18 protein-coding genes are annotated in these 16,823 nt (G+C 65.5%); 2 read left to right on the top strand and 16 right to left on the bottom strand.

What is annotated here, in order from left to right:
• Positions 1-30 precede the first annotated feature (30 nt).
• A complete protein-coding gene (locus O2K97_RS05795; RefSeq protein WP_269220813.1) occupies positions 31-951 on the bottom strand; it encodes a histone deacetylase family protein in 921 nt (306 codons plus the stop codon).
• A 73-nt stretch (positions 952-1,024) separates the two neighbouring features.
• Here O2K97_RS05795 and O2K97_RS05790 point away from each other — a divergent pair, with 73 nt between their 5' ends.
• Together O2K97_RS05790 and O2K97_RS05785 are read left to right on the top strand one after the other, a co-directional pair.
• Entirely contained in the window at positions 1,025-1,552 is a 528-nt protein-coding gene (locus tag O2K97_RS05790) for a GNAT family N-acetyltransferase (RefSeq protein WP_269220812.1), read from the top strand.
• Positions 1,553-1,572: 20 nt separating this feature from the next.
• A complete protein-coding gene (locus O2K97_RS05785) occupies positions 1,573-2,751 on the top strand; it encodes a vWA domain-containing protein (RefSeq protein ID WP_269220811.1) in 1,179 nt (392 codons plus the stop codon).
• A 68-nt stretch (positions 2,752-2,819) separates the two neighbouring features.
• On the opposite strand, the gene O2K97_RS05780 is transcribed toward O2K97_RS05785, so the two are convergent.
• From O2K97_RS05780 to O2K97_RS05710, 15 genes are all read right to left on the bottom strand, one after another.
• Positions 2,820-2,999 carry a CsbD family protein gene (locus O2K97_RS05780; RefSeq protein WP_017504479.1) on the bottom strand — a complete coding sequence of 60 codons (180 nt, stop codon included), beginning with the start codon at positions 2,997-2,999 and terminating at the stop codon, positions 2,820-2,822.
• Positions 3,000-3,082: 83 nt separating this feature from the next.
• Positions 3,083-3,526, bottom strand: a complete 444-nt coding sequence (locus O2K97_RS05775; protein WP_269220810.1) for an NUDIX domain-containing protein — start codon at positions 3,524-3,526, stop codon at positions 3,083-3,085.
• A 14-nt stretch (positions 3,527-3,540) separates the two neighbouring features.
• Positions 3,541-4,503 carry a histidine kinase dimerization/phosphoacceptor domain -containing protein gene (locus tag O2K97_RS05770; protein ID WP_419466088.1) on the bottom strand — a complete coding sequence of 321 codons (963 nt, stop codon included), beginning with the start codon at positions 4,501-4,503 and terminating at the stop codon, positions 3,541-3,543.
• A 77-nt stretch (positions 4,504-4,580) separates the two neighbouring features.
• Positions 4,581-5,003: a response regulator gene (locus O2K97_RS05765; protein ID WP_017504482.1), complete on the bottom strand. Its 423-nt coding sequence runs from the start codon at positions 5,001-5,003 to the stop codon at positions 4,581-4,583.
• On the bottom strand, positions 5,000-6,445 hold the full coding sequence (locus O2K97_RS05760) for a sensor histidine kinase (protein ID WP_269220809.1): 1,446 nt from the start codon (positions 6,443-6,445) through the stop codon (positions 5,000-5,002). The genes O2K97_RS05765 and O2K97_RS05760 overlap by 4 nt, the downstream gene beginning before the upstream one ends.
• 143 nt (positions 6,446-6,588) lie before the next feature.
• Positions 6,589-8,685, bottom strand: coding sequence for a flagellar biosynthesis protein FlhA (gene flhA, locus O2K97_RS05755; protein WP_269221106.1), 2,097 nt, complete (start codon positions 8,683-8,685; stop codon positions 6,589-6,591).
• A gap of 13 nt (positions 8,686-8,698) precedes the next feature.
• Positions 8,699-9,604 (bottom strand): class A beta-lactamase, encoded by a 906-nt coding sequence (gene bla / locus O2K97_RS05750; protein ID WP_269220808.1) that lies wholly within the window; start codon positions 9,602-9,604, stop codon positions 8,699-8,701.
• 4 nt (positions 9,605-9,608) lie between these two features.
• Positions 9,609-11,021, bottom strand: a complete 1,413-nt coding sequence (locus O2K97_RS05745; RefSeq protein WP_269220807.1) for a sigma-54 interaction domain-containing protein — start codon at positions 11,019-11,021, stop codon at positions 9,609-9,611.
• A 36-nt stretch (positions 11,022-11,057) separates the two neighbouring features.
• Positions 11,058-11,390, bottom strand: a complete 333-nt coding sequence (fliN, locus tag O2K97_RS05740) for a flagellar motor switch protein FliN (RefSeq protein WP_017504488.1) — start codon at positions 11,388-11,390, stop codon at positions 11,058-11,060.
• Positions 11,390-12,052 (bottom strand): flagellar assembly protein FlbE, encoded by a 663-nt coding sequence (locus tag O2K97_RS05735; RefSeq protein WP_269220806.1) that lies wholly within the window; start codon positions 12,050-12,052, stop codon positions 11,390-11,392. The genes fliN and O2K97_RS05735 overlap by 1 nt, the downstream gene beginning before the upstream one ends.
• A 1-nt stretch (position 12,053) precedes the next feature.
• Positions 12,054-13,088, bottom strand: coding sequence for a flagellar motor switch protein FliG (gene fliG / locus O2K97_RS05730; protein ID WP_269220805.1), 1,035 nt, complete (start codon positions 13,086-13,088; stop codon positions 12,054-12,056).
• Positions 13,088-14,728: a flagellar basal-body MS-ring/collar protein FliF gene (gene fliF, locus O2K97_RS05725; RefSeq protein WP_269220804.1), complete on the bottom strand. Its 1,641-nt coding sequence runs from the start codon at positions 14,726-14,728 to the stop codon at positions 13,088-13,090. The genes fliG and fliF overlap by 1 nt, the downstream gene beginning before the upstream one ends.
• Before the next feature lie 88 nt (positions 14,729-14,816).
• Positions 14,817-15,836 (bottom strand): alpha/beta fold hydrolase, encoded by a 1,020-nt coding sequence (locus O2K97_RS05720; protein ID WP_269220803.1) that lies wholly within the window; start codon positions 15,834-15,836, stop codon positions 14,817-14,819.
• A 22-nt stretch (positions 15,837-15,858) separates the two neighbouring features.
• Positions 15,859-16,500, bottom strand: coding sequence for a uracil-DNA glycosylase family protein (locus O2K97_RS05715; RefSeq protein ID WP_269220802.1), 642 nt, complete (start codon positions 16,498-16,500; stop codon positions 15,859-15,861).
• Positions 16,490-16,792, bottom strand: coding sequence for a DUF3253 domain-containing protein (locus tag O2K97_RS05710; protein WP_269220801.1), 303 nt, complete (start codon positions 16,790-16,792; stop codon positions 16,490-16,492). Before O2K97_RS05710 ends, O2K97_RS05715 begins: the two co-directional genes overlap by 11 nt.
• Positions 16,793-16,823: the final 31 nt, after the last annotated feature.

The raw sequence follows: 16,823 nt of genomic DNA, 5'->3' as shown, positions 1-16,823 counted from the left end.
GGGCCTTTGGTTTCAAGGCGTTAAGCGTCCTCAGTCCTCCCCGAGCGCAGCGACGTGGGCGACCGCGGAGCGGCCTAGTCCTTCAAGGTCGTAACCGCCCTCAAGCGCCGACACAACCTTGCCCGAACAGGCCCGACGCGCGACCTCCAGAATCGCACGCGTCGCCCAGGCGAAATCCTCGGCCTCCAGCGACTGATGCGCCAATGGATCGCGCCGGTGGGCGTCGAAACCGGCCGAGATCAGGATCAGGTCCGGCCGGAACGATTCCAGCGCCGGCATCAATCCGCCGGCGAAGGTCGCGCGCCAGTTCTCGCGCGCCGCATGGGGCGTGACGGGGGCGTTGACGATATTGCCGACGCCCGTCTCTGAAGCCGCGCCCGTGCCGGGATAGAGCGGCATCTGGTGGATGGAGGCCAGGAACAGGCGGTCGTCGTCCTCGAACGCCGCCTGGGTGCCATTGCCGTGGTGAACGTCGAAATCGACCACCGCCACCCGCGCCATTTCCTCGGCCTGCGCGACCCGCGCCGCGACGGCGACGGAGGAGAACAGGCAGAAGCCCATTGCGCGGTCCGGCTCGGCGTGGTGGCCCGGCGGGCGCACGGCGGCGAAGGCGCGATCCATCTCGCCCCGCGCCACGGCTCGCACCGCATCGATCGCCGCCCCCGCCGCCAGCCGCGCGGCCGGCACGCTGCCGGGTGAAAGGATGGTGTCGGCATCGAGTTGGACCATGCCAGCGACCGGCGAGGCGTCCAGCAGGCGTGCGAGATAGGCGGCGGGATGCACTCGCTCGAGATCCGCAACCTCGGCCTGCGTCGCGGCGCGCCTGTCGCGGGCCAGGCCTGCGTCCTCCAAAGCATCCAGCACCGCCTTCAGCCGCTCTGGACTTTCGGGATGACCCGCGCCCGGCGCGTGGGACAGCATGGACGGATGGGTGAAGATCGGCAGGGACATTGAAGCGACGATACGACGGGCTTTCGGACTTGTCGCCGGTGACGCGCACCAAGGCGCGCGCTAGAGCCGACGTATGACCGAGATCGTGATCCGCCCTGCTCGCCCCGAAGACGCCGCCGCCCTGGGCGCCCTGGGCCGCCAGACCTTTATCGACACCTTCGTCGAGGGATTCGGCATTCCCTACCCTCAAGCCGACCTAAACGCGTTTCTGGACGCCGGTTTCGATCTGGAGCCGACGCTGAAGAAGTTGGCGGAGCCCGACTGCGCCTGGTGGGTGGCCGACCGCGACGGCGAACTGCTGGCCTTCGCCAACGCCGGGCCCAATGGGCTCCCCCACCCCGAGGCCAGACCGTCGCACATGGAACTGCGCCGGCTCTATGTGTCGAAGGCGGCACAAGGTCTGGGGCTGGGAACCCGACTGCTGAAGCTGTCTCTGGACTGGATGCAAAGCCACACGGACGGACCGCTGTGGATCGGCGTCTGGAGCGGCAACGACAAGGCCCAGCGCCTCTACGCCGCCTACGGCTTCGAGAAGGCTGGAGAATACGACTATCCCGTCGGCGCCTGGCGCGACCGCGAGTTCATCTTGCGGCGCGGCTGATCCGGGTTCACATCCCTCTCATGCTCCTGCCCTTCTTCACCGCGCTGCGCGACGCCAAGGTTCCGGTGTCGATGAAGGAATGGCTCCATCTGATGGAGGCCATGGATCGCGACGTGGCCGGGCGCGAGGTCGAGGCCTTTTATCACCTGTCGCGCGCGGTCCTGGTCAAGGACGAGAAACACTATGATCGGTTCGATCAGGTGTTCGGGACGGTGTTCAAGGGCGTCGAGTCGGTCGGGTCGGGCGAAGACCTGACCACCGAGATTCCCGAGGACTGGCTGCGGCTGCTGAACGAAAAATACCTGACCGACGAGGAGAAGGCCCAGATCAAGGCGCTGGGCGGATTCGACAAGCTGATGGAGACGCTGAAGCAGCGTCTGGAAGAGCAGAAGGAGCGTCATTCCGGCGGCTCGAAATGGATCGGCACGGGCGGGACCAGCCCCTTCGGACACGGCGGCTATAATCCCGAGGGCGTCAGGATCGGCGGTCCGGGCAAGCAGGGTCGGGCGGTCAAGGTGTGGGAAAAGCGCGAGTTCAAAAACCTGGACGACACGGTCGAACTAGGCACCCGCAACATCAAGGTGGCGCTGCGTCGTCTGCGCCGGTTCGCCCGACAGGGCGCGCCGGACGAACTGGATATCGACGGCACCATCGACGGCACGGCGCGTCAGGGCTGGCTGGACATCCAGATGCGGCCAGAGCGGCGTAATACGATCAAGGTGCTGCTGTTCCTCGACATCGGCGGTTCGATGGACGGCCACATCAAGCTGGTCGAGGAGCTGTTCTCGGCGGCCAAGACCGAGTTCAAGAACCTGGAGTTCTTCTACTTCCACAACTGCCTCTACGAAGGCGTCTGGAAGGACAATCGTCGTCGACACACCGAGCGTATCCCGACGTGGGATCTGCTGCACAAATACCCTGGCGACTGGCGCGCCATCTTCGTCGGCGATGCGACGATGAGCCCTTATGAGATCACCATGCCCGGCGGCTCCGTCGAGCACTGGAACGAGGAGGCCGGCGCCGTCTGGATGAAGCGGGCGCGCCAGCAGTGGGAGAAGTCGGTCTGGCTGAATCCCGTTCAGGAGCGGTACTGGGACTATACCGCCTCCGTCGGCCTGTTGCGTGAGGTGATGGAGCAGAGGATGTTCCCGCTGACGCTCGAAGGCCTCGACAAGGCGATGCGCGCATTGACGCGCTAAGGCATGCAAAAAAACGCCGCCCGCGCTTGGCGGACGGCGTTTCTTGTTTTCTCGCAATCCAGTGAGGCTTAGGCCTTGTCGCGGAGGCTGTCCTTGACGCCGCCGACAGTATTCTGGACCTTGCCTTCGACTTGATCAGCCTTGCCCTCGGCTTGCAGCTTGGTGTCGCCGGTCATCTTGCCGACGCCTTCCTTGACCTTGCCGCCCATGTTCTTGGCGGCGCCTTCGATACGGTCGTGATCAGCCATCGAAATCTCCTGTTTTTATCGCCGCGACATGTGTTTGCGGTTCGAAAAACAAACGACTTCGTAGGAAGCCCGTTCCGTAAGGCTCAGCTTGGGCGGCGCAGCCAGACGGCGACAGCCCAGGCGTGAGAATCGTGACGCAAGCGCGAGATGGCGAAGGTCGGATCCAGCCACACCAGTGTGTGATCGTCCTCGCATTTCGCATCGGGATTTTCGGCCGCCACAGCGGCCGTCCAGAAGCCGCCGACATTGTTGACCGGCTCGCGGGTCGAACGCACGAAATATTGGCTGGCCTCGGCGATGCGGTTCAGCGGCGTGACCGTCAGGCCGGTTTCCTCGACGAATTCGCGGATCAGGGCCTGAACTTCTGTCTCCTCGATATCCAACCCGCCCCCTGGCAGATCGAAATAGGGGCCGGTCTCCCGTTCCACGCGCACACAGGCGATCAGGCCGTCACGCTCGACGATGCCGAACGCGGTGGCGCGGTGACGATAATCCGAAGCGGGTTTGCGAACGCCGAACTGCAACATGATGAAAACCGACCCTAGAGGTCGAACGACAACCTGGCGCGCACGCCCTTGTGAGCGCCGTCGAACTCGACGGCCGAACGCAGGCCTGACGCCATGGCGGAAATGATCTTGCCGCCCAGACCCGTGCCCTTGGGCGTTCCGTCGCCCATGCCAGGACCGTCGTCCTCGACTGTCAGCATCACGCGATTCTCGTTCTCGCGGCGCATATGGATGCGGATCTCGCCTCCTTGCCCCGGGGCATAGGCATATTTGACCGCGTTGGTGACCAGTTCGGTGACGATGACGCCGATAGACACGGCCTGGTCGGTCGTGACCGACAACGGCTCGGCGTCCAGCGTCAGCTTGGGCGATCCGTCATCCGGCCCGATGGACTTGGACAGCTCGTCCATCAGCCCGACCAGATATTCGTCCATGGCCACGTGGCTCATGTCGCCGGAGGTATAGAGGCGGCGGTGAACATGGGCGACGGCCTCGATGCGCGCCTGTGATTCCCGCAGCGCGTCCTTGGCGCCCTGATCGGTGACGTGGCGCATCTGCAAGGACATGAAGCTGGACACCAGCTGCAGCGAGTTGCCGACGCGGTGGTTCACCTCACGCAGCATCGCCTCGGCCCGATCGCGCGCCCGGCGGATTTCTTCCTGCGCCAGTTCGTTCTCGCGCTCAAGCCGACCGCGCGACAGGGCGTCCTCGAGCGCCGAGCGCAACAGGGACGTGAAGTCCTCCGAGACGTCCTTGATGACATAGTCCGCCGCGCCCGCGCGAAGGGCCGCGACGGCGATCCGCCCATCCTGCGCGCCCGTCACATAGACGACGGGCGGCGGGGCCGTCAGGGCCAGAATGTCCGGCAGGACGTCCAGCCCGTCTCGCGTCGGCATATAGTGGTCCAGCGCGCAGATGTCGTACTCACCCTGCTGCAACAGCTCCAACCCCGCATCGCCATCCGGCGCGCAGGTGACGGCATAGCCGTGACGCCCCAACTCCTTCTCGACCAGCCGGGACAGACCCCGGTCGTCGTCGATGTAGAGCAGGCGAATAGGCTTTGGCGCGTCGATCGTCAGATCTCCGGCGCCTGGATCACCGAGAGGAACAGACCCAGTTGGCGGATCGCGCCGGCGAAGGATTCATAATCCACCGGCTTGGTGATGTAGACGTTGCAGCCCAGATCGTAGCAGCGCTGGATCTCGACCTTGTCGTCGGTCGTCGTCAGCACGACGACCGGCGCGCGGCGAAGGCGCTCGTTGGCCTTCACCTTTTCCAGAATGTCCGTGCCCGACATATCCGGCAGATTGAGGTCGAGCAGGATCAGCAGCGGGCCATTGGCGAGGATTTCGTCGCTGAACAGATAGTCGAGCGCCGCACCGCCCTCATCAAAGTGCTTGATCTCGTTGTTGATGTTGGCCCGGCGGATATTCTTTTCGATCAGCTTGGCGTGGCCGTGGTCGTCTTCGACCATGATGATTTTGACGGGTTGCGTCACAGCGCGCCTCCGGGTTCAGACAGGATCAGTCGTTTGGGGAATTTCAGCAGAAAAGTCGAGCCTTTGCCCAGTTCGGACTCGACGTCGATGGTGCCGCCCAGGCGACGCACGCTGTTGCGCACAAATGCCAGGCCCAACCCCTCGCCAGAACGATCCTGTCTTCCGGAGCGCCGGAACAGTTCGAAGATTCGCTCATGGTCGCGTGGGGCGATGCCTCGCCCATTGTCGGCGACCCGGTAGACGACCCAGCCGCCGGGTACGTCTTCGCCTGACACGACGATTTCGCCCGGCCGGTCGTGATCCAGATATTTGACGGCGTTGTCGATCAGATTGCCGATGATCTGCTCCATCGAAATGCGGTCGCTCTCGATCTCGGGCAGCGACTGCACCTCGATGCGCGCCCCCGAGGTTTCGGTCTGGTGATGGACGCTGTTGGCGATGTTCTGCGCCATCGCCGTCATGTCCAGCGGCTCTGGAAGCAGGTTGCGACGACCTTCGCGCGACAGCTTCAGGATGGCGTTGATCAGCCGGTCCATCTTCTCGGTCGAGGCGCGGATAAAGCCGATTGCCTCGGGCATTTCCTCTCGCACGGCGGTGACGATCTCGGGATCGACGACGCGCGTCTTTTCCGCCTCGTGGATCGCCTTGTCGACGATCTTGCCCGCCTGCTCCAGTTCGGAGGTGTAGCCCATCACGTTGACCAACGGCGCGCGCAGGTCGTGGCTGACGATATAGGCGAAGCGCTGAATCTCCTCGTTGGCGCGCATCAGGTCGCCGGTGCGTTCGCGGACCTTATCCTCCAGGCTGGCGTTGGCGGCGTCGAGGGTCGCGCGGGCCGATTGGATTTCGGACACGTAACGCCGCACCAGCCATGCTGACAGCAGCGCAAGGACGATGACCAGAAGACCCGCGATGGCGTTCATCGTGACGGTCAGGAGGCCAAACACTTCCGACGCCCGGCGTCGGCTGTCGATCCGATCGGACTTCAGCTTGTCGAACTTCTCAATGGCGGCTCGGAGCTCGTCCATATATTGCTTGCCCTCGCCCGACCGCACAGCCTGGATCGACTGTCCGATTCGACCCTGGCGCGCCAAGGTGACGGTGTTTTCCATCTCGTCCCATTTCTTGTCGCCTAGACGGTGGATGGGTTCGACGGTGGCTTTCAGCGTCGGATCGAGGGCCGCGCCCTCATCCAAAAACGCCAGCGCAGGCTCCATGTCGGCCCTGGCGTCGCGGTAGGGCTGTAGAAAGTCGCTTCTTCCCGTCAGCAGAAAACCGCGTTGCGAGGTCTCGGCGTTCAGGCTCGCAATCAGAACCGTGCGTGCGGCGCGGCGCATCTGCTGAGCGTGTTCGATGGTTTCGTTCAACGCGATGGTGCGCTGGATCATTACGAAGGTTGTCGCATTGACCACGATCAGCAGCCCGAACGCCAAGATCAGCATGGCCGATATGGACCGAGCCAACGACGGCGTACGCATGAAGTCGCGCAGGCGCGACCATTGGGATCGGGGGTTCGGACTCATGACGGCGGAGCTTTAGCGGGGTGCGTCGCCGCGTCAAACGTCAAACTGCCAAGTCGACGGGATCAGACCTGGCCCAGGGTCCGCAAGCGCGCCTTGGGATGGATCTCGTTCTGGCTCATCACGACGGTCTGGCCGCGGAAGCGTTCGATGATCGATCGCACATAGGGCCGCGTCATCGGGCCGGTCAGCAACACCGGATTTTCGCCCGTCATGGCGATCCGCTCGAACGTATCGCGCACGGCGCGGATGAAGTCCTGAAGGCGCGATGGCGCCATGGCCAACTGCTTGTCCTCGCCATTGCCGATCAGGCTTTCGGCGAAGGCGTTTTCCCATTCCGGCGACAGGGTGACGATGGGCAGGGCCCCTTCGCCGTCCTTGTTCTGCCAGCACAGTTGGCGGCCCAGACGTGCGCGAACATGTTCGACAAGGGTCGTGACGCTGGAACTGTGCGGCGCAGCCTCGGCCAAACCCTCTAGAATCGCCGGCAGGTCGCGGATCGAGACCTTTTCCCGCAACAGAGACTGCAACACCCGCTGCAGCGTCGTGACGGTGACCACGCTGGGCACCAGTTCCTCGACCAGCTTCTTCTCTTCGGCGCCCAGTTCCTTCAGCAGCTTCTGCACCTCCGCATAGGACAGAAGGTCGGCCATATTGTCTTTCAGGATCTCGGTCAGATGGGTCGTCAGGACCGTTGACGGATCGACCAGCGTATAGCCCCGGAACGTCGCCTCCTCGCGCAGCCCTTCCTCGATCCAGGTCGCTGGCAGACCAAAGGCCGGTTCGCGCATATGCTCGCCCGGAAGCTCGACCTGACGGCCTGCCGGGTCCATCGCCATCAGGTGGCCCAGCCGCACCTCGCCCGCGCCCGTCTCCATCTCCTTAATGCGGATGGCGTAGCCTTGGGTCGGCAGGCGCATATTGTCGAGGATGCGCACCTGGGGAATGACGAAGCCGTATTCCTGGGCCAGCGAACGCCGCAACGCGCGGATTTGATCGGTCAGGCGGCGTCCCTCAAGATCGTTGATCAGGCTGAGAAGCGAGTAGCCGAGTTCGATCTTCACCTCGTCGATGGTGAGGATGTTGGCGATCGGCTCTTCGACGTCTTCCTTGGGTTTTGCCGCCGCCGCCGCCGCCGCGATCTCCGCCTCTGTCGGCTGAGGCTTCAGGCGATTGCGACCCAGCCGCCAGGCCATGAAGCCCGAGCCGATGGCTAGGGCCGCGAACGGGATCAGCGGCATACCGGGGATCAGGCCGATCAGACCGGCGGCGCCCGAAACCACGCCCAGCGACACGGGATTGGTCGCCAACTGGGTGACCATGGCCTTGTCCGCCGTGCCTTCGACGCCCGCCTTCGACACCAGGAAGCCGGCGGCGATCGAGATGATGATGGCCGGCACCTGCGTCACCAGGCCGTCGCCGATAGTCAGTTGGACATAGGTGTTGGCGGCCTCCATCGCCGGCATGCCGTGTTGCAGCGTGCCGATCAATATGCCGCCGATGGCGTTGATGAAGGTGATGATCAGACCCGCGACGGCGTCGCCGCGCACGAACTTGGAGGCGCCGTCCATGGCGCCGAAGAAGGTCGATTCCTGCTCCAGCTCCTTGCGGCGCAGCTTGGCCTGGTCCTCGGTGATCAGGCCCGATGACAGATCGGCGTCGATGGCCATCTGCTTGCCCGGCATGGAGTCCAGGGTGAAGCGGGCGGACACTTCCGCGATCCGGGTCGAACCCTTGGTGATGACGACGAAGTTCACCACCAGGATGATGGCGAAGATGATCACCCCGATGATGAAGTTGCCGCCCATCATTAGCTGGCCGAAGGCGTTGATGACCTGGCCCGCGCTCTCATGCCCTTCCTGACCATGCGTCAGGATCAGACGCGTGGAGGCCAGGTTCAGGCCCAGCCGGAACAGGGTCGAGACCAGCAGCACCGTCGGGAAGATGGCGAAATCCAGCGGCCGCCTCATCATCACGGCGGTCATCAGGATCAGCACGCTGGACACCAGCGAGAAGGCCAGCAGCAGATCCAGCAGGAACTTGGGCACCGGCAGGATCAGCAGCATGATCACGCCGATCACGCCGACCGCCATCAGCACTTCGCCGCGGTTCAGCCAGCCGATCACGTCGCGTCCCGTCGGGCGCGCCATGCCGTCCTTCATCAGGATCGGCGCATCAGCCACGACCCAAAACCTTCAGCGCGCGACGCGTGGCCTCGGCGATCACGGCCGCATTGGCGTCGTCCGATGTCGCCCGTGTCGCATGGTAATAGGCGGCGACGATCACGGGTTGGCCCTTCGGCGGATACAGCAGGCCGATGTCGTTGGTCGGCCCATAGCCCCCCGTCCCCGTCTTGTGCGCCACCCGCCAATCCGCAGGCGTCCCAGCCCTAAGACGATTCTGACCCGTGGGCGTATCGGTCATCCACTGCAGCAACAGGGCGCGCGACGCTGCGTTCAGGGGCGAGGCCGGATCGAGGAACAGTCGTTGGAGATTGGCGACGGACTGGTTGGGAAGGATCGTGTCCTTGTCGCCGTCCAGACGGTTCATCTCCGGCTCGAACCGGTCCGAGCGGGTGCTGACGTCGCCGATGCCGCGATAGAAGGTCTGCATCGCCGACGGGCCGCCCATGGCCTTCAACAACAGATTGGCGGCGGGGTTGTCGCTGACCTCCACCGCGCCCTTCATCAACTGCTCGACAGTCAGGCTGTCGCCAACGGCGGGCTCGGTGACCGGAGCATGGTCGATCATGTCCGCCGTCGTGATGGGGATGCGGCGATCCAGTCGCTCTTGCCCGGCCTGCACCCGCAACAGGGTCGCCGCGGCCAGATACATCTTGAAGGTCGAGCAATAGACGAAGCGTTCCTCGCCGCGCCAAACCAGCTTGCGCCCCGTCGCCGCGTCCTGGCAGACGAAGCCGAGACGGCCGCCATTGCGCGCTTCCAGGTCCGACAGGTCGATGACCTCGTCCGCCAAGGCGACGGGCGCGGCAGGGCGTGACTCCGCGCGCGGCGAACAGCCGACCGCGCTCAAGGCGGCCAGCCCCGTCAGGACGCATCGGCGCTCCACGGCTGCGCGCATGGGTTCAGGCCGCGTAGCCCGAGGCGGAGACGCCGCTCATCGGCGCCGGAATAGCCGTGCCCTCATCGGCGTATTCGTTCAGCTTGTTGCGCAGGGTGCGGATCGAGATGCCCAGGATGTTGGCCGCGTGGGTGCGGTTGCCCAGGCAGTGGGTCAGGGTGTCCAGGATCAGCGTCTTTTCCATCGCCGCCACGGTCTGACCCACGAAGCTGCGGGTCACGGCGTCGGCCGCTTGGGCGGCGCGCGCGGCCACCCCGGCTTGCGGCGCCTCATAGGCCTGTCCCGCCATCATGCCCGCGCCCATGCCGCCCAGCGGCTGACCGTCCGGCAGGCGGATGGCGTCGACGTCGATCTCGGGGCCGGTCGCCAGCAGCACCGCGCGGTGCATGGCGTTTTCAAGCTCGCGAACGTTGCCCGGCCAGCGATGGGCCGAAATGGCCTGACGCGCGGCGGCCGAGATCGGACGCACCGGCACGCCGTTCGCGGCGGCGTACTTCTTGATGAAGTGGTCGGCCAGAACGACGATGTCGCCGGGCCGCTCGCGCAAGGACGGCAGGCGCAGGTTCACCACGTTCAGGCGATACAGCAGGTCTTCGCGGAACGTGCCTTCCGCCACGGCCTTGGCCAGATCGCGGTTCGAGGTGGCGATGATGCGGATGTTGACCGAGACCGGCTTGGAGCCGCCGACGCGATCGATGACGCGCTCCTGGATGGCGCGCAGCAGTTTGGCCTGAAGCCGGGCGTCCATCTCCGAGATTTCGTCCAGCAGAAGCGTGCCGCCGTCGGCCTCTTCGAACTTGCCGATGCGGCGCGCGACCGCGCCGGTGAAGGCGCCCTTCTCGTGGCCGAACAGTTCGGATTCCAGCAGATTGTCGGGAATGGCGGCGCAGTTGACGCTGATGAACGGGCGTTCGGACCGGCGCGAATGCTCGTGCAGATACCGGGCCATCACCTCCTTGCCGACGCCGCTTTCGCCGGTGATCAGGATCGAGGCTTCCGAGCGCGCGACCTGGTCGGCCAGTTGCAGCACCGCCTTCATCGACGGGTCGGCCGAGATCATCGGCTTTTCGTCGTCGGCGACGGCCGACAGGACAGCGGCGATCAGTTCGGCGTCGGGCGGAAGCGGAATGAACTCCTTGGCCCCGGCCTTGATGGCGGCGGCCGCCTCTCGCGCATCGGCGTCGACGCCAAAGGCCACGACCGGAATGGTTATCCGCTCGGCCTCGTTGGCGGCGATCAGGGCGGCGATGTCCAGCTGATAGTCGACCATCAGCAGGTCGGCGCCCTGCCCCCGGCGCAGTTGCTCGGTCGCCTGATCCCCGCGCTCGACGTGATTGACTTTGGCGCCGTGCGCCATGGCCATCTTGACCGCCGAAGCGAGCTGGCCGCTCAGTCTGCCTACCACCAGAAGACGCATCGTTCTTCTCCTCTAATCTCTAAAGCCGGTCGCCAATCAGGCGCCCGAGTCCTCGGTCTTGATGATTTCCGTCATGGTCACGCCCAGCCGGTCGTCGACGACGACGACCTCGCCGCGCGCGATCAGGCGGTTGTTGACGAAGATGTCGATCGCCTCGCCGACCTTGCGATCCAGCTCCAGCACCGAGCCCTTGTTCAGTTTCAGCAGCTGGGCCACTGACATGTGCGACTTGCCCAGCACGGCCGAGATGTTGACCGGCACGTCGAAGACGGTCGCCAGATCGGCGGCGCTCTTTTCGCCGCCGTCGTCGAGGGGCGGAAGGCCGGAGAAGTCGGAGAACTCCTCCAGCGCCAGGTCGTCGGATGCCATCAGAACATGCTCCTGTCGACGGGAAGGGTTTCGGCGTGTCCGGCCTCGGCGGCCAGGGCGGCGGTCAGGGCTTCGGCGACGCGGTCGGCCGAACCTTTCGGATCGTGATCCGCGCGGCCGTCAGCCCATTCCAGCTGGAAGGCGGCCTGGGCCATGCCCGGTTCATCGCGGAAGGCGACCACGCCGGTGAAGCCGCTGTCGGCGCAGGCGCGCTCGATCAGGCCGCGCGCCTCGTCGTCCAGACTTGAGGCCCTGACCACCAGACGCGGCGAGGCATCGATTTCCTGCGCCAGCAGTTCCAGCGCGGCCTTCAGCGGCGCATGCGGAAAGCGATCCAGCGCCGCCCCGGCGATAGTGCGCGCCGCGGCCAGGGCCAGGTCAGCTGCCTGTTCCCGGTGCGCTTGGGCCACAGCCTTCAGGGTCGGCATGGCCGATGCGACGGCCTGGGCGATGTTGCTTAGGGCCATGGCGAGAATGTTCTCGATCTCGCTGAGAGCCTGTTCGCGCGCTTCCAGACGGCCCTGCGCCACCAGGGCTTCGACCTCGGCCGGCAGATAGGAGCGTTTCGCCGGCTTCCAGGCGCTCGCGCGCACCACAGAGCCGTCAGCGTCGAACTCGGTGTCAAAGGCGAAGAGACGCCGGATTTCGGGAGACTGGGTCATGTCAGTAGATCAACTCGTCGTCGGAGCCCTGACCAGCCAGCATGATGTCGCCCTTGGCGGCCAAATCCTTAGCGACCTGAACCATCGCCATCTGGGCGCCGTCGACGTCCTTCAGACGCACCGGTCCCATCGACTCCATGTCCTCGCGCATGATCTTGGAGGCGCGCTCGGACATGTTTGAGAAGAACATCTCCCGCAGCCCTTCGGACGCCCCCTTCAAGGCCAAGCCCAGCGAGTCCTTGTCCACGGCGCGCAGCAGGGTCTGCACCCCGCCCGGATCCAGCTTCGACAGATCCTCGAACACGAACATCAGGGCGCGGATGCGTTCGGCCGACTCGCGGTTGCGCTCTTCCAGGGCCCCGATGAAGCGGGCCTCGGTCTGGCGATCGAAGCTGTTGAAGATGTCGGCCATCATCTCGTGGCTGTCGCGCTTGGACGTCCGCGCCAGGTTCGACATGAACTCGGTGCGCAGCGTCGCCTCGATCTTGTCCAGGATCTCGCGCTGCACCGGCTCCATGCGCAACATCCGCTGCACGCATTCCAACGCGAAGTCTTCCGGCAGGCTGGTCAGGACCCGGGCGGCGTGGTCCGAACGCACCTTCGAGAGGATGACGGCGACGGTCTGGGGGTATTCGTTCTTCAAATAGTTGGCGAGAACCGCCTCGTTCACATTGCCCAGCTTGTCCCACATGGTGCGACCGGCCGGGCCCCGGATTTCCTCCATCAGGCCGTCGACGCGATCCTTGGGCAGGAAGGCGGCCAGCAGCTTTTGCGTCTGCTCATAGCTGCCGATCACGGCGCCGGAGCCGGACAGGCCCGACACGAACTCAATCATCAGGGCCTCGACGGCCTCGGCGCTGACATTGCCCAGGGTCGCCATCGCCTGGGAGATTTCCTTGACCTCGTCATCATCCAGCCGCTCCCACAGGGCGGTATGCTCTTCGCCCAGCGCCAGCAGGATGACGGCGGCCTTCTCCGGTCCCGAGAGCTTGTTGGGATCGTCGATCGAGGCCTTCTTGTTGACCAGCTTCGCCATCAGCCTTCCGCCACCCAGGTCCGCAGGATGCCGGCCGCATCATCGGGATGCGCCTGAACGAAATCGGCGACCTTCTTGACCGAGGACGCCTTCACCTGACCCTCGATGCGGGCGATGTCGATTTTCTGATCCATCTCGCTGGGCGCCGGCAGTTGAACCATCTGCGGCTGGCCATCCGGGCCGATCACGGTGGTCGCCACAGCCGTCACCGGCACGCCGTTGGCGCCCGCCAGCGCCGGCAGATTGCCCCCGCCGCCTGCGGCCGTCTTCAGCAGCGGACGCAGCACGAAGAAGATCAGCAGCAGAGCGACGACCGTCAGGATGCCCAGCTCGACGAAGCGCATGATGTCGTTCTTGGAGAAGTCCAGCAGCGACGACTTGCCGTCCAGACCGCCCTCGATGCCGGTGTCGTGGTTGAAGCGGACGTTGACGACCTCGATCTTGTCGCCGCGTGTCTCGTCGATGCCGGCGGCGGCGGCGACCAGCGACTTGATCTGGGCGATCTCCTCGGCGGTGCGCGGCGCATAGGTCGGCTCGCCCTTGCCGTCCTTGGCCGGCGTCCACTTGCCATCCACGGCGACGGCGACGGCCAGCTTCTTGACCTCGCCTGGCTCCTTGGTCGTGGTCGTGGTGGTCTTGGAGATTTCGTAGTTGGTCGTCTCGGCGTTTTCCGAGTTGGTCGAGCCGACAGGCGTCGTGCCGGGCGCAGCGCCGCCAGGGATGTTGTTGGTCGCGGTCACGCCGCCGTCGGCCTGGCCGCTGTTATCGGCGGATTGCGAGCCGTTGGTCGTGGTCGAGCGGACGACCTGACCGTCGGGATCGAACTTCTCTTCCTGGGTCGTGGCGCGGCTCTGGTCGATGTCGGCCGTGACTTGGACGCGAGCAGCGCCGGCGCCGACGACGCCTTCGACGATGTCCTTGATGCGCGCTTGAAGCTGGCTCTCGGTATTGCCCTTGGCCTCGGCGGCGGAGGCCGAGGTGAAGGTTCCGTCGTCGCTGCCGGCCGCCAGGGTGCGGTTGGTCTGGTCCGCCACGGTGACGCGGTCGGGCTTCAGGTTCGGCACGGACGAGGCCACCAGGTTGCGGATTGCCCGCACCTGATCGCTCGTCAGGTCCCGCCCGCCCAGCCCCACCAGAACGGCGGCGGTCGGTTCGCCGGCGGCCGAGGTGAACATCTCGCGGCGCGGCATGGTGATGTGGACGCGGGCGGCCGTGATGCCGCGCATGGACATGATGGTGCGCGACAGTTCGCCCTGCAGGGCGCGCTGTTCGTTCAACTGCTGCTGGAACTCGGTCTGGCCTAGCACCGACTGGCTGTCGAACAGCTCGTAACCAACCGATCCCGACGTGACCAAGCCCTTGCCCGCGACCAGCATCCGGGCCGTGCCGACCTCGTCGCGGTTGACCATGATGGTCGAGCCATCGCCCTTGGACGAATATTTGATGCCGGCCTGGTCCAGGGCGGCGGTGATCTCGCTGGCTTCGCGCAGATCCAGGTTGGAATAGAGCAGCGCGTCGGGCGCCTGGCCCATGCGCAGCATGACGGCGACCAGCACGGCGGCCACGCCTGCGGCGACGCCGAGGACCGCAGCCAGACGGCCGATCCCGAACTTCTGCAACGCCGCTGTGAAGCCGCCCACGCGTCACCGCCCCCTACTCGCGGGAGACACGAACGCCCCGCTAGGCAGAAAATGCCGCCTGGATGGTAAACGTCGCGTTAAGACCCGCTTAAGGGCGCGCCCCACCCGCCTGAAGCTGCGGCAAAACCGCCGGCGCACCGGACGGCAAGGGGGCTTTCGGATCTCTCAACCATGAGACCACGTCGCGATAGACGATCTCGGCGTCCAGATCGCGGTTCAACAGATGCCAGCCGTTCGGATACCAGGCGGTCCGCAGCGTCCCGCCCTCCTGCTCGGCCCGCTCCAGCGCCAGCTTCATCGGCCCCTTCTTCACCACCTCGTCGTGGGCGCCGTACATCAGGATGGCGTCGCCCCGGATGCGGCCCAGGCTGCGCGACGAGGTCTCCATCAGATCGACGAGCCCATAGACCGTGTCGAACCGGGTTGCGAGGATGCTCATCGGGTCGCGCCCGTTGCGGATCAGCTCAAGCGTGTTGGACGAGGCGTGGATATCGCGCGTGATGAACTCAGGCGGTTCCAGCGCCACGGCGCCCAGCGCCCGCGCCGCAATGTTCAGCGCCGTGCTGTTCAATGGGCCTTGCGTCGACCAGCCCCAGACGCCGGGCGCCAGCAGCACGATCCGGTCCGCATCCGGCGGATTGTCGGAGCCGAACGCCGCCGCCGTCACAGACCCGCCCATGCTCTCGCCCACCACGGCAATGACGGCATGGGGATAGCGGGCGCGGGCCATCGCGGTGATCTCGCGCAAATCATCGGTCATCCGCTGCTGCCCAGCCCATTCGCCCCGCCCCGGCGCTCCGCCGAAGCCGCGCTGATCGTAGGACCAGGTCTCGATCCCCTGCTCGGCCCACCATGGGCCGGCCAGACGGAAGCTGGCGTCGTGATCGTTCATGCCGTGGAGGGCCACGATAACCGCCCACGGGGCGCGGTCCTTCGGCCCCCAATGCAGATACGGCAGGCGCGCGCCGTCCGACATGACCAGCGCCCGATCCTCGACATGGGTGCCGACGAAGCCCGGCGGCGGCGTCAACGGCGGCTGAATATGAGGTGCGGCGCAGGCCGACAGAACGAGCGCGGCGGCCAGCGGCATTAGTCTGGAGGCGATCAAGGCCATGTGTCCCAAGCAGCGCTCACGATACCACCGGCAAGTCCTTCTCGCTGGAGCGAACGGCCGCCGGATTTGCAGAAGTCAGAATGCGCTGAACCCGTTCCCGCAGATAGGGAAGCACCTCCGTCTCGAACCACGGATTCTTCCTGAGCCAGGCCGTATTGCGCCACGACGGATGCGGCAGCACCAGCAGATCCGGCGCGTACTCGCGCCACGCCTGCACCGTCTCGGTCATCGTCCGCTTGGCCCTGTCGCCCAGCGCCCACGCCTGGGCATAGCCGCCGACCAGCAGGGTCAGCTCCATCTGCGGCAGGGCGTCCAGCAACTGCGGTCGCCACATTTCCGCACAGCGTGTCGGCGGCGGATAGTCGCCGCCTTTCGGCGCGGTGCCCGGATAGCAAAAGGCCTGGGCCGCGACCCCTATCCGGGGATCAGCGTAGAAGGTCTCATAATCCACGCCCATCCAGTCACGAAGACGATCGCCGGAGGGATCGGTGAACGGCAGGCCACTCTCATGGACCCGTCGTCCCGGCGCCTGGCCGCAGATCAGCAGCCGTGTCTCGGGAAAGACACGCACTACCGGGCGCGGCGTGTGCGGCAGGACGCCCGCGCAGGCGCGACAGGCGCGGATGTCGGTCAGAATCTCCTGGAGATCAGTCGTCATCGTCCTCGACGACCGGCGGACGGCGGCTCAACGCCAGGGCCGTTTCTTCCTCGGTCGCCTGACGCAGGCGTGTGACGCCACGGAAGTTGTCCGGATCGACCGCCTTGCCCTTCTTGGTGATGGTCAGCCTGCCCTGGCGCATCAGGCCCAGAGCGGTCGCGCGAACCTTGGGCAGCATGCGCTGCCACTGCTCGGGCTGTAGCTCTTTGGCCATTTCCGCCGGCTCAATGCTCTTGCCGGGCTCAAGCGCGGCGATTTTGTTCAGGATTGCGGTTTCGATCGGGTCGCTCATTGCGCCTATATGCTGCAACGCACGCCCATAA

The organism is Brevundimonas vesicularis (genome assembly GCF_027105095.1).
In the GTDB taxonomy this organism is placed as follows: Bacteria; Pseudomonadota; Alphaproteobacteria; order Caulobacterales; family Caulobacteraceae; genus Brevundimonas; species Brevundimonas vesicularis_E.
This window is presented reverse-complemented; position numbering and strand designations above follow the sequence as displayed.